This window comes from Flavobacterium arabinosi (assembly GCF_048158725.1).
Lineage (GTDB): Bacteria > Bacteroidota > Bacteroidia > Flavobacteriales > Flavobacteriaceae > Flavobacterium > Flavobacterium arabinosi.
Genome location: NZ_JBLNKX010000001.1, coordinates 845132 through 858658 on the forward strand (window position 1 = coordinate 845132; position 13527 = coordinate 858658).

A 13527-nucleotide genomic window follows, 5' to 3' on the forward strand; every position below is an offset into this window, starting at 1 on the left:
TATTTTGACTACAAATGTATTCAAATCATTCTTTGGAAATGAAAACAGAATAATAAATTCATGTTAATCAAACACTAAAGTTCTCTTAATTAAAGTTTTGTAGTATGATAAGAGTGGATTTAAATCACGTTGTGATATTAGAATAAAGTATTAATTATTAATGTTTTTAAAAGGAACTTGTGTCTAAACCGCATTCGCCACAATAAACCCGCTGGTCCACGCATTTTGGAAATTGAACCCACCGGTAATGGCATCAATATTCACAATTTCACCCGCAAAATAGAGGTTTTCATGTAATTTACTTTCCATGGTTTTGAAATTGATTTCCTTTAAATCGATTCCGCCTGCAGTTACAAATTCTTCTTTAAAGGTGCTTTTTCCGTTTACTTGAAAAGTGCCATTTGTAAGTTGATTCACTAGATTTTGCAATTGAATTTTAGATAAATCAGCCCATTTTGTTTCCTGTTCAATTCCTGAAGCGAGTACCAAACTTTCCCACAATCGGTTGGTTAATTCGAAAGGTGATTTTTTTGAAACCGATTTTTTGGCGTGTTCTTGTTTTAATTCTTTTAATTTTTTCTCGATAGCTTCTTTGTCTGCATCATTCAACCAATTGATAAAAATGGTAAACTGATAATTTTTATCATGTAAGATTCGGGCACCCCAAGCGGATAATTTTAAAATCGCCGGACCGCTCATTCCCCAATGGGTAATTAACAAAGGCCCTGTTGAGGTGAGTTTAGTGTCTTTTACTTTTACGGTAACTTGTGCCGCAACACCGGGTAATTCTTTTATTCTCGAATCTTTAATGTTGAAAGTGAATAGGGAAGGAACCGGACTGACAACTGCATGTCCGAAATTCTGTAGCATTTCCCATACTTTAGGATTACTTCCTGTGGCTAGAATTAGTTTTTCGGCAAGATAATTTTCAGTTTGGGTTTCTATTTTCCATGTGTTTTCTTTCTTGAAAATGGATTGTACACTTTGTCCCGTTAACACTGCAATTCCCAGTTTTTGTGTGGCTTTCAGGAAACAATCAATTATGGTTTGTGATGAATTAGAAACTGGAAACATGCGTCCGTCTGCTTCAATTTTTAATTCTACCCCATGTTTCTCGAACCATTCAATCGTATCGCCAGAACAAAACTGATGAAAAGGACCTCGCAATTCTTTTTCGCCACGCGGATAAAACTTGACCAGTTCATTAGGCTCAAAACAAGCATGCGTCACGTTGCATCTTCCGCCGCCAGAAATGCGAACTTTGTTCAGTACTTCGGTACCGCGTTCCAGAATGGCTACTTTTAACTTTGGATTTTTTTCTACAATATTAATTGCCGTAAAAAAACCTGCTGCGCCACCGCCTACTATTATAATATCGAAATTTTGATTCATATTCTATCTGGGAAATCGGTGATGATTCCGTTTACGTTGAATGCTTTTATTTTTTGTATGTCTTCTATTTCATTGATGGTCCAAGGGAAAACCTGCAATCCTTTTTCTTGCATTTGCGCCATGTTTTCCTTTGTCAATAAATGAAAATGAGGATGAATGGACTTTGCCTGAATAAATTTGGCGAAAGCCTGAGCTAAATCGAGATTGGTTTCTGTTAAAACGCCAATTGGAATTTTATCATTCAAAAACGCTACTTGCTGCAAAGCATTCCAATCAAAACTGGAGACTAAAAACCGGTCGTATTTCCATTCTTTTTTAGTAACATATTTTTCGATGAGCGAAACGACTTTCTCTGCAGTGTCATAATTTTTTAGTTCAATATTGATAAAACAGTTTTGGTTTACCAAATCAAATACTTCTTTGAGCGTTGGAATTTTATGCTTGTCATCAATTCGAAAAGCCTTCAATTCGCGCAAAGATAGCTTATTTACAAAACCTTTTCCATTAGTCGTTCTGTCAATTGTTTCATCATGGATCACCATTAATTCATCATCCGCACTAAGATGTACATCGAGTTCAATCCCATCTACTTGCATGTCTAATGCTTTTTGGAAAGAAACTAATGTATTCTCCGGTTCATACCCTTTGACACCACGATGACCAATCTTTTTCATGGAATATTTTTTCAGTACAAAAAAAGAACAATTTTTTAAGTTAAAGCTTTAAAACCTTTGTTTTTTTTATAAAAAAAGCGATTGTTTAATGAGAGAAAAATAGGATATTTACATAAAAAATTTAAAAGCAATATTTTTAAACTAACTTAAATAGAGCCATTTATGAAAAATAGTATTTTATCAATTCTTTTTACAGGATTGTTTATGGTGACAAGTTTTGCACAGATACCAAAATTAGTTACCTCGGTTGAAGGAATTAAAGAATATAATTTGCCAAATGGGCTTCGAATTCTTTTGATTCCTGATGCCGCACAATCTAATGTAGTGGTGAATATTGTGTATAATGTAGGTTCGAGACACGAAGGGTACGGCGAAACCGGAATGGCGCATTTACTGGAACACATGTTGTTTAAACGCTCGTCAAAATTCACCGAAATTAAAAAAGCGATTGCCGATAAAGGGGCGATAGCCAATGGGACTACGTGGAGTGATCGAACAAATTATTATGAAATTCTTCCTGCGACAGACGATAACTTAAATTGGGCTTTAGAAATGGAAGCGGATAGAATGGTAACATCTTCTATTTTGCAATCGGATTTAGATACTGAATTTTCGGTAGTTAGAAATGAGTTTGAAATAGGAGAGAATTCGCCTTCGAGTGTTCTGGAAGAAAGGATTATTTCATCGGCTTTTTTATGGCATAATTATGGGAATTCGACGATAGGAAGCAAAGAAGATATCGAAAGAGTTAAGGCATCTTCTCTTAAAAATTTCTACAAAAAATACTACCATCCCAATAATGCAACACTAATTGTTGGGGGAAAATTTGATGAAAAGAAAACATTGGATTTGATTTCAAAATATTTTGCGATTATCCCGAAATCAAAACAAATTATTGAACAAACTTATACTGTTGAACCAGCGCAAGATGGAGAGCGTTTTGTTGAATTAAAAAGAAACGGCGATATACAGTATGTAGCAATGGCATACCATACGCCCAGTTTTTCGGACAAAGAATATGCTGCAAACAATGCTTTGATTTCAATTCTTTCAAACAATCCTTCGGGTGTTTTGTATAAAGCTTTGATCGAAACGAAACTTGCAACTAGTGTTTACGGTTATACCAGGACGTTGAGAGATCCCGGTTTTAGCTATTTTCAATGTGAAATCCCGAAAGATAAAGATCTAACAACGGCTCAAAATGCTTTTCTTCAAACTATGAACGAGGTTCCAAAAATGATATTCACGGAAGATGATTTAAAAAGAGCCAAAAATGAATTGTTGAAACAATTTGAAAACACTTACAATAAAACCATCAATTTAAGTATTGCATTGACAGAAAATATTGGTGCAGGAGATTGGCGTTTATTCTTTATTGATAGAGATAATGTTGAAAAATTGACACTTGCCGATATTCAAAATGTTGCCAAAAAATATTATTTACAAAGCAACCGAACTTGGGGAAGGTTCCTGCCTGAAAATAATACAGAACGGGTAAAAGTAAGTGATACTCCTGATATTGTAGCTCTAACCAAGGGATATAAAGGGAAAGCTTTAGAGATGAATAATGCTACTTTTGAAACCTCTGTTGCTAATATTTTGAAAACGACAGAAATAGGAAAATTAGCCTCAGGAGGAAAATATGCATTGCTTGAAAAACCTTCAAAGGGAAATAAAATTGAAGGTCGAATTATGCTTCGAATAGGAAATATAAAAGCACTTGAAGGGAAAGATCTAATAGCTAATTTAACGGCCAAAATGCTTAAATTAGGGACGAAGACAAGAACTAAAACAGACATTAATGACCAATTAGATCAATATAAAATTAATTTGAGTTTACAAGCAACTGTGGACAGAATGTATTTGAGAATGAGTACTGATAAAGAGAATTTAAACAAGGCTTTAATTCTTGTTGATGATATTTTAAGGAATCCGTTATTTGATGCTTCTGAATTTGAAAAAATGAAATTAGAGACTAAAAGTGAGTTGGAATCCTCCAAAAATGAACCACAGTCACTAGCCAGCGAAGCTGTTGAGAAAGAAACTGCACTGTATCCAAAATCGCATCCCTATTATTCAAAAACAGTTGATGAAGAATTAGCTGAATTAAGTAAAATTACACTGGATGACGTGAAAAAGTATTACGAAGATTTCTACAACGGAAATAATAGTATCTCTTCATTTGTAGGTGGAATCGATAAAAAAAGTATCAAAGAATTTATGACTAAAACTTTGGATAATTGGAATTCAAAGGAGCTTTATTCAAGAATTACAACGCAATATTTTGATGTGAAATCGGTGGATAAAACAATCCAAGTCAATGACAAAACCAATGCCGCTGTTATTGGGAAAATTAATTTGAATATTGGTATCAACGAACCGGATTATCCAGCAGTTGATATGGCCAATGAATTGCTTGGTGGTGGTTTTCTTTCTTCCAGAATACCGCAAAGGTTGCGTGAAGCAGAGGGGATGAGTTATGGTGCGGGTTCTTTTGTTTCAGGAAGTGGTATTGACAAGACGGGCAGCTGGGGCGTTTACGCTTTCTTCAATCCGTTGTTTAAAGATAAATTAGACAATGCTTTGAAAGACGAAATTCAGAAAGCATTGGATAAGGGTTTTACAAAAGTAGAATTTGATGCTTCATTAAAATCTTGGTTGCAACAACGACAAACAATGCTTGGAACCGATGAGTTTTTAGTTAGGCAATTAAGAGAATATTTAGATCAAAACAAAACGTTTACGGATTATTCGGACTATGAAAATAAAGTAAAAGCGTTGGATGTAGATAAAGTAAATGCAGCGTTGAAAAAATATTTCGATATGAAAAAGTTAGTCTTAATTTACGCTGGTGATTTCACCAAAAAATAAGATCTATTTTCATAAAAAAGGGATTGACTTAATTTTGAACTGCCCCCAAATAGTGTCTAACTTTTTGGGGGCAGTCTATTTTAGACAATCCCTTTTTAATGAAAATAAAAATCTAAAGATTACTGATTTTCAATTAATAATAAGGAAAAATTAGTATCAAATGAAACTTTTCCGTCAGAAACAATTCCTGATTTTCCAGAATACGCATCTCTTATTTTAGCTCCGTCTTTAAAAACGGAACCGACGGCAAGTTCTTTTTTGCCAATCGCTAAATCTAATCCAACCACAACTGTATCCGAATAATTTTCTTTAGAGAAAGTTCTGGAAAAAGTATAGGGTTGAGCCGAAATTTGTTTGTGAATTCCTGCTCCAACAGAAGGATGATTTTTTCTGAATTGACCTAATTTTTGCCAATGCAAAAGTGTTTCTTGAGTTTCAGGATTTGATTTGATAGCGTCCCAATTCATGAAGGAACGCAATGTTGCGTCGCCTTGAGTTCCTTCAACTACTAATGAACGCGCAGATTCATCGCCATAATAGACTTGTGAAAGTCCTGGACTCAGTAATAATTTTGTCCCTGCTTCTTTGCTTTTGGTACGTTTTGCATCAAATGGTCCGCCATCATCATGAGAAGACAAATAGTTTAAAACACTGTATCCTTTCAGTTCATTATTCAACTTGTCAGAATACTTGGAAAATATAAATTCATAGTCTTTTTGGGCATCCCATTTGAATTCGAAATTGATCATGTTATTGAATCCATTTTCGTAATAGTTTACTTTTTTATCTCCAAAATCAAAAATTTGGCCACCGCTGATTCCATAATTATACACTTCTGCAATGGTGTAAAAAGAATTGTTGTCCAATACTTTTACAGGGTTGTTTTTCTTCCAATTTTCAAATGCATAGTTGCATTGGGATTTGAAATCAGCCCAAACCGTTTCGTCAGTGTGTTTTACAGTATCGCCTCTATAACCGTCAATTCCATAATCAGCAATATAATCGGTCAACCATTTGATGATGTAATATTTTGGCGCTCTTGGATATCCTGTACGAGTAAAAAACGCATCCAATTCTTTCATTTCTTGTTCATAACGACCTTCTTTTTTCCATTTTTCGATTAGAAAAGGAGGTAAGTCTACATTTTGATTGCTCTCTGTTTTTACATCCGGAAGATTAGCTACTAAAGTACAAGCAGTTGTATTCGCAAATGATTTATAATCACAAGTTGGTCCCGTTCTTACCCAGTCATTTGGCCAAATCGTATCCACTGAGGTTACTGGTCCGGTATGATTGATTACGCCGTCCAGAATGATTCGGATTCCGTGCGCATGTGCTTTTTGAACTAATAAAGCTAAATCTTCTTTTGTACCAAAATTAGGGTCTAAGTTCGTCCAATCTCTGGCCCAATACCCATGAAAGCCATAACTTAATCCCGTTCCTTCATCTACGCCATCGTGAATTTGTTCCACTATTGGTGTAAACCAAATGGCATTGATTCCCAGTTTATCAAAATAACCTTCGTCAATTTTTTTTGAAATTCCTTTGATATCTCCTCCTTCGAAACCACGAAGTTTTCCTGGTGTTTTGGTCCTGTTTAAGTTTATATCATTTGAAGTATCACCATTATTAAAACGATCGGTCATTAGAAAATACACATTGGCCCCTTCCCAAACAAACGGAATTTTAGTTACTTTTTTATTGCTTTCAGAAACAGTTTTTGTACTGGTGCAACTGCTAAAAAGTGTCATTACTGTTATTAAAAGCAGTATTAAATATTTTTTCATTTAGTTGAAATTTATGATTATTTACGGCTGTTTTTTTTGGAAACATAAAAAATATAAGTTCATTTATGTTTGTGGCGTTAATTATTCGCTAGAGTATCCTTATGTTCTCTTAGAGGTCTTACGTGCTTTAAATTACTTCAATTCTAAAATCAAAACTGATTTAGGTTCAATTATTATTTCGTTTGTGATATCAAATGTTAATTCAGAAATCACATCCTTTCCGGTTTTAAAATCTTTGATGTTTTCTTTAAAACGATGCGTATTTATGGTGTGGGTTTCATTACTGTTGTTGATTAGAACCATAACACTTTCATTCGTATTATACCTAAAATAAACATACACATTGTCTTCAGGAATGTAATGTGTCATCTTCCCAAAATGAACTACCGATTTTATTTTTCTCCAATTAAATAATTTAGATGTATAATCAAAATAGTCATTTTGTCCCGGAGTTCTTCCTTCCTTGATGAAAGCATTGTTTTCATCACCTTCCCAACCACCTGGAAAGTCTTGACGAATGTCAGCATCGCCCTTGCCTTTGTCACCAGTCATGCCAATTTCACTTCCATAATACAATTGTGGAATTCCACGAACTGTTGCTATCAAAGCCATTGCCATTTTGTATTTTCTAATGTCATTTCCATAAGTTTGATTGAAACGATTGGTGTCGTGATTTTCGACAAAAACTAACATATTGTTGGTATTTGGATAAAGAAAGTCATTCGTAAAATTATCATACAATTTGATCATTCCTTTGTCCCAAGAACCGTCATCCTCATTGAATACTTTACTGGTTGCCTCAAATAATGTGAAATCCATTACACTTGGTAAATTGGAATTGTAGTCTTGTATTTTACTTATTGGACTGTCTTTTTGCCAGTAGGATATCTGTGCTTGGCTTTGCATCCAAACTTCACCTACAATATTAAAATTTGGATATTCATCCGTAACCGATTTTGTCCATTTGGCAATTCCTTTTGGGTCGGAGTAATTAAACGTATCTACTCTAAATCCATCTAAATCGGCATATTCAATCCACCAAATTGCATTTTGAATCAGGTATTTTAAGGCCAAAGGATTCGATAAGTTTAAATCAGGCATCGATGGAGCAAACCAACCGTTCAGGCATGTTTCTGTATCAATTTTTGAGGCATGCGTATCGTGAATAACAGTTCTTTTATGATTAGTTTGGGTGTAAGTATCAAATTGATTGATCCATTCACGTGTTGGTAAATCTTTCATCATCCAATGTTCAATTCCCCAATGATTAGTCACGTAATCCATCACTAATTTCATGTTTTTCTTATGCATTTCAGAAGACAATCGTACATAATCTTCATTAGTCCCGTAACGTGGATCTATTTTATAAACATCAGATTGACCATACGTATGATAAGAAAAAGCAGCGTCATTGTCTTCGCAAAGTGGCGTGCTCCATATCGTTGTTGCGCCCAATGAGGAAATGTAATTCAGGTTTTTTATAATTCCTTCAATGTCGCCACCGTGTCTTCCTCCAGGTAATTCGCGATTGTATTTTTCTGTAGTAGCGTTTTCGCTGTCATTATTCCTGCTTCCATTTGCAAAACGATCCGGCATCAGCAAATACATCATATCCGAAGCATCGTAACTTTTGCGTTGAGCTGAATTATCTTTTCTTTTCTTTAAAGCATATTTTTGGGTAAACGACCCTTTATTGTTGTTTTTGAAAGTAAAAATCAAATCAGTTGCTGATACTTTTTTAGTATCAATGGTAACAAAAATATAGTTAGGATTTTCCGTTCTCTTAACGTTAGTGATTTTTATAGCATTAGAAACCGTAACTTGATATTCTGCTATGTTTTTACCGTAAAATAGTATTTGCAATTCTGGATTTTTCATGCCCGCATACCAAAAAGGCGGTTCAACTCTATCAATTTGAGCATTTAAAGTTAAAGACATAAAAAAAAGGAATAAGGTTATTTTTTTTAGAAAGTACATAATTACAAACGGAAACGAACCGATTTTATTTGTTATTTAATATTTTATAGCTGTTAAATTTGCAATAGCAGTAAAACTTTAGAAAGTGCTAAATCAATTAAACAATCCCAATGGTTATCGGGATTGTTTGTAAACCTGGCGAGGCTTAGGTCAAATGATAGAGTAACTACAAGTTCTAACGATTGTCTTTTATACAGAGACTACATTTTCAGCGGTAACAACTACGTTCTTGCCATTCACTATTATCGCTAATTCTTTGTTGCCATCAATTGAGAAAATTGTTTCCTTATGATTGATAGCTACTTTCAAAATTTGATTTCTGAAATTAATTTTAAACGAATACCCTTCCCATTCTTTTGGGATTTTTGGTGAAAAATGAAGTTTGTCGTCTTTAATTCTCATTCCGCCAAAACCTTCCACGATACTCATCCAAGTTCCTGCCATCGATGTAATATGACAGCCTTCTTCCACTTCTTTATTGTAATCGTCTAAATCCAGACGCGAAGTTCTCAAATAGAAGGTGTACGCCATATCCATTTTGTCTAATAAAGCAGCTTGAATCGAGTGCACGCAAGGCGAAAGTGAACTTTCATGAACCGTAAAGGATTCGTAAAATTCAAAATTATTTTTTAGTTCTTCTTTCGAAAAATGATCTTCGAAGAAATAGAAACACTGTAAAACATCGGCTTGTTTGATATAAGGCGAACGTAAAATTCTGTCCCAAGACCATTTTTGGTTGATAGGTCTTTGGCTTTTGTCTAAATCAGCTACGCGAACTAAATCTTTGTCCAAGAAACCGTCTTGTTGCAAGTACACATTATGTTCTTCCGAAAAAGGGAAGTACATATTGTCCGAAACTTTTTTCCAAGATTGTAATTCGGAATCCGATATTTTTACTTTTTCGGTGATTCTTTTATGATCCGAAGGATATTCCAGAGACACTTTTTGAATTTGTTCGTAGGTATATTCCAAACACCATTTTGCAATATAATTGGTGTAGAAATTATTGTTTACGTTGTTCTCGTATTCATTTGGACCAGTAACGCCCAGAATTACATATTGGTTTAAATTAGTCGAAAAATTCGCTCTTTGGTGCCAAAAACGTGCAATTCCTATTAATACTTCCAGTCCTTTTTCAGGAATGTAACTGTAGTCGCCAGTGTATCTGTAAAAGTTATAAATGGCAAATGCGATGGCGCCATTTCTATGAATTTCTTCAAAAGTAATTTCCCATTCGTTATGACATTCTTCGCCATTCATTGTTACCATTGGGTACAAAGCAGCGCCGTTAGTAAATCCTAATTTGGCAGCATTTTCAATGGCTTTGTCCAATTGATTGTAGCGGTAGGTCAATAAATTTCGAGCTACTTCCTGATCTTTGGTCGCCATGTAAAACGGAATGCAATACGCCTCGGTATCCCAATAAGTCGATCCGCCGTATTTTTCTCCGGTAAATCCTTTTGGTCCAATATTCAAACGAGAATCTTTTCCTAAATAGGTTTGGTTCAATTGAAAAATATTGAAACGGATTCCTTGCTGTGCTTTTACATCGCCATCAATTGTAATATCTGACATTTCCCAAATTTTTGCCCAAGCATCAATTTGGTCTTGCAGCATTTGATTGTATCCTTTTGCTAACGCAGATTGGATTACTTTCTCAGCAGCAGTAACAGTATTTTCATGGTTTAAAGAAACGGTATAACCACCAATTTTTTGGATGGATGATTTTTGGCCTTGAGCCACAATAACATCGTAACTAAATTGAATTTTGTCTGAAGTTGCATCAATATTTGATGGAGAAATAGCTGTTTTTTCGCCATTAGACAAAATGCTATTTTGCATGAAAGTAGTTACTTTGAAATGTGTTTTGAACGTTTGAGCCGTTACAAAAGCTTCATTTCCAGATTTTTTTACGTCAAGCGGTTCCCAGAATTTTTCTTCCCAGTTGGCATCTTCATTCGTAACACCAGCATCTATATACGGTTTGTACACTATTTTTGAATCTTTGTTCAAAGGTGTGATTTCGTAATTGATAATCCCAACTTCATCCAAAACGATAGAAAGAAAACGACGAATAGTAACTGCGATTTCGGTTCCGTTTTTTAAAGTCGCTTCAAAAGAACGATTGTACCAACCTTCTTTCATATTCAATTCACGGCGAAAGTTTTTGACTTCGGTACAGGCATTCAAATCGAATTTTTCTCCGTTGATTTCGATTTCGATTCCAATCCAATTTGGAGCATTTAAAACTTTTGCAAAATATTCCGGATATCCGTTTTTCCACCAGCCTACTTTGGTTTTATCCGGATAGTAAATTCCTGCAATATAACTTCCCTGGAATGTTTCTCCAGTATAGGTTTCTTCAAAATTAGCACGTTGTCCCATCGCTCCGTTACCAATACTGAACAGACTTTCAGATGATTTTACGCTTTCTACATCAAATCCTTCTTCTATGATAGACCAATTGTCTGGTTTTATATAATCTTGGTTCATTTTTTCCTTTGTTTAAAGTTTAAAAAGTGTAAGGTTGAGAAGTTTTTAAAGTCTTTGGTTTTTACCTCAATTTGTCTAACTTCTCGTTTCTTTTTATTCTATCTTTTTTATTTTTTAATTAAATCTTCTATGAAGTTGGTGTCTATTTCCGTAAAATCTTTAAAGATGTATTTTGCTTCGTGTAGCACCGTTGCTGAACCAATTCCTACGCTGGTCATTTTTCCAATATTAGCCGCTTGAACGCCTGCTACAGAATCTTCAAAAACAATAGCGTCTTCAGGATTTATATTTAATAATTGAGCTGCGATCAAGAAAACTTCTGGATCTGGTTTTGCATTGGTAACATCATTTCCATCTACAATAGCATCAAAATAGGATAGTATTCCTGTTTTTTCTAGAATTGGTCTGGCATTTTTACTGGCAGAACCCAATGCAATTGGTTGGCCTTTTTCTTTAAGAAATTTCAAAACCGGAAAAACTCCCGGAAGAATTTCGCTTTCGTTCATGTCAACCAAATAGGATAAATAATCCTCGTTTTTTTGAACTAACCATTTGTCTTTGTCTTCTTGAGAAGCTTCCACTTTCCCTAATTCTAATATAATATCCAAAGAACGCACGCGGCTTACTCCTTTTAATAATTCATTGTGTTCCAGTGTGAAATCAATATTTAATTCATTTGCGATTTTTTGCCACGCTAAATAATGATATTTTGCTGTGTCTACAATCACTCCGTCGAGGTCAAATATGAATGCTTTTTTATTATTCATGAATTTCAATTTTTGTTCTGTTGTTTACTCTAAGTGTAAGTAAACCGGCAAATATCATTGATACACCGCCAATTAATAATGCGTAAATAGGTTCGTTTTGAAAAAATTGTTTGACAATAAAACCCAAGATTGTTGCGGCAACAATTTGAGGAATAACTACAAAAAAGTTGAAAACTCCCATGTAATACCCCATTTTTGCAGCGGGTAATGCGCCTGATAACATAGCATAAGGCATTGATAAAATACTGGCCCATGCGATACCAACTCCTAACATTGGAATCAATAATAAATATTTGTCTCCAATAAAATAAATAGAAAGTAAACCAATACCACCAGAGCACAATGCCAATAAATGCGTGGATCGTACTCCTACTTTTTTTGCTATTACAGGCAATAAAAAAGCGACTGCGGCTGCTACTCCGTTATAAACAGTAAAAAGTACCGATACCCAGTCGGCAGCATCATTATACACTTTTGAAGTTGTATCTGTTGTTCCAAAAATATGTTGTGTAACGGCTTGCGTCGTGTAAATCCACATGGAGAAAAGTGCAAACCAAGAAAAGAATTGAACCCAAGCCAATTTTTTCATTGTGGTGGGCATGTTCAATAGATCGGTCATGATGATGGTGAACCCATTTTTTATTTGAACTATTCTAAGTCTGGCGGTAACCATGAATAAAATTCCAATCAGAATTAAGCCCACAAATAAAATATAGAGTTCTTTAGTAAGTTCGTTTTCGTAAATAATGAAAGAAATGACGCTTCCTAACAAAGTCATTACAAGTCCTAAATTGAATTGTCTTTTGATATTCGCTTTAGCCTCTAACTCGGTTTCAACTGGAGCTACTTCTTTAGTGTCTTTGTCTTTTTGTTCAAAAGCTTCTAATTCTTCAGGAGTGTATTCAGTGGATTTAAAAATAGTCCAGAGTACAGCCAATAGAAAAACAATTCCTCCTATATAGAAAGACCATTTTACAGAATCAGGAATGATTCCTTCTGCGGCAGTATTGCTTACGCCAAAAACATTCGTAAAAATATAAGGAAGTAATGAGCCGACAACGGCACCCAGTCCAATGAAAAAACTCTGCATTGCAAAACCTAAAGTACGCTGATTTTCGGGTAAATTATCACCTACAAAGGCACGAAAAGGTTCCATCGAAATGTTGATAGAAGCATCCATCATCCATAATGTTCCTGCTGCAATCCAAAGGGACGGCGAATTGGGCATTATAAATAAAGCCACAGAAGATAAAATAGCACCTACCAGAAAATAGGGTCTGCGTCGGCCTAGTTTTGTCCAGGTTCTATCACTAAAATAACCAATTATAGGTTGGATAATCAAACCTGTTACAGGAGCTGCAATCCATAAAATAGGGATTTCATCAACTTTTGCACCTAATGTTTCAAAAATTCTTGAAGTATTTGCGTTTTGCAGTGCAAAACCAAATTGTATTCCTAAGAAACCGAAACTCATGTTCCAAATTTGCCAGAAACTTAATTTACGCTTTTCCATTATCGTAATTTAGTTATTATACGATAAGCGCTTTGCTTATCAAAACTTATCTT

At 34.7% G+C, this 13527-nt stretch carries 8 protein-coding genes; 1 reads left to right on the top strand and 7 read right to left on the bottom strand.

Annotation, left to right across the window (positions count from 1 at the left end):
- Positions 1-183 precede the first annotated feature (183 nt).
- Together ACM55K_RS03500 and ACM55K_RS03505 are read right to left on the bottom strand one after the other, a co-directional pair.
- Positions 184-1392, bottom strand: a complete 1209-nt coding sequence (locus tag ACM55K_RS03500; protein ID WP_416848848.1) for a BaiN/RdsA family NAD(P)/FAD-dependent oxidoreductase — start codon at positions 1390-1392, stop codon at positions 184-186.
- Positions 1389-2066 carry a glycerophosphodiester phosphodiesterase gene (locus ACM55K_RS03505; protein ID WP_416848849.1) on the bottom strand — a complete coding sequence of 226 codons (678 nt, stop codon included), beginning with the start codon at positions 2064-2066 and terminating at the stop codon, positions 1389-1391. Before ACM55K_RS03505 ends, ACM55K_RS03500 begins: the two co-directional genes overlap by 4 nt.
- 162 nt (positions 2067-2228) lie before the next feature.
- Here ACM55K_RS03505 and ACM55K_RS03510 point away from each other — a divergent pair, with 162 nt between their 5' ends.
- Positions 2229-4937, top strand: coding sequence for a M16 family metallopeptidase (locus tag ACM55K_RS03510; protein ID WP_416848850.1), 2709 nt, complete (start codon positions 2229-2231; stop codon positions 4935-4937).
- Between the two features lie 119 nt (positions 4938-5056).
- On the opposite strand, the gene ACM55K_RS03515 is transcribed toward ACM55K_RS03510, so the two are convergent.
- The 5 genes from ACM55K_RS03515 to ACM55K_RS03535 all read right to left on the bottom strand — a co-directional run bounded on the left by ACM55K_RS03515 (position 5057) and on the right by ACM55K_RS03535 (position 13474).
- Positions 5057-6724 (bottom strand): alpha-amylase family glycosyl hydrolase, encoded by a 1668-nt coding sequence (locus ACM55K_RS03515; RefSeq protein ID WP_416848851.1) that lies wholly within the window; start codon positions 6722-6724, stop codon positions 5057-5059.
- Between the two features lie 132 nt (positions 6725-6856).
- Complete coding sequence (locus ACM55K_RS03520) at positions 6857-8662, bottom strand: glycoside hydrolase family 13 protein (protein WP_416848852.1); 1806 nt, start codon at positions 8660-8662, stop codon at positions 6857-6859.
- Positions 8663-8890: 228 nt separating this feature from the next.
- Positions 8891-11194: a glycoside hydrolase family 65 protein gene (locus tag ACM55K_RS03525; protein ID WP_416848853.1), complete on the bottom strand. Its 2304-nt coding sequence runs from the start codon at positions 11192-11194 to the stop codon at positions 8891-8893.
- 107 nt (positions 11195-11301) lie between these two features.
- A complete protein-coding gene (gene pgmB / locus ACM55K_RS03530) occupies positions 11302-11961 on the bottom strand; it encodes a beta-phosphoglucomutase (RefSeq protein WP_416848854.1) in 660 nt (219 codons plus the stop codon).
- Complete coding sequence (locus ACM55K_RS03535; protein ID WP_416848855.1) at positions 11954-13474, bottom strand: MFS transporter; 1521 nt, start codon at positions 13472-13474, stop codon at positions 11954-11956. Before ACM55K_RS03535 ends, pgmB begins: the two co-directional genes overlap by 8 nt.
- Positions 13475-13527: the final 53 nt, after the last annotated feature.

Bases quoted from the DNA above. Each gene is read 5' to 3' on its own strand.
- ACM55K_RS03500 (WP_416848848.1), bottom strand. From the start codon at position 1,392: ATGAATCAAAATTTCGATATTATAATAGTAGGCGGTGGCGCAGCAGGT.
- ACM55K_RS03505 (WP_416848849.1), bottom strand. From the start codon at position 2,066: ATGAAAAAGATTGGTCATCGTGGTGTCAAAGGGTATGAACCGGAGAAT.
- ACM55K_RS03510 (WP_416848850.1), top strand. From the start codon at position 2,229: ATGAAAAATAGTATTTTATCAATTCTTTTTACAGGATTGTTTATGGTG.
- ACM55K_RS03515 (WP_416848851.1), bottom strand. From the start codon at position 6,724: ATGAAAAAATATTTAATACTGCTTTTAATAACAGTAATGACACTTTTT.
- ACM55K_RS03520 (WP_416848852.1), bottom strand. From the start codon at position 8,662: ATGTCTTTAACTTTAAATGCTCAAATTGATAGAGTTGAACCGCCTTTT.
- ACM55K_RS03525 (WP_416848853.1), bottom strand. From the start codon at position 11,194: ATGAACCAAGATTATATAAAACCAGACAATTGGTCTATCATAGAAGAA.
- pgmB (WP_416848854.1), bottom strand. From the start codon at position 11,961: ATGAATAATAAAAAAGCATTCATATTTGACCTCGACGGAGTGATTGTA.
- ACM55K_RS03535 (WP_416848855.1), bottom strand. From the start codon at position 13,474: ATGGAAAAGCGTAAATTAAGTTTCTGGCAAATTTGGAACATGAGTTTC.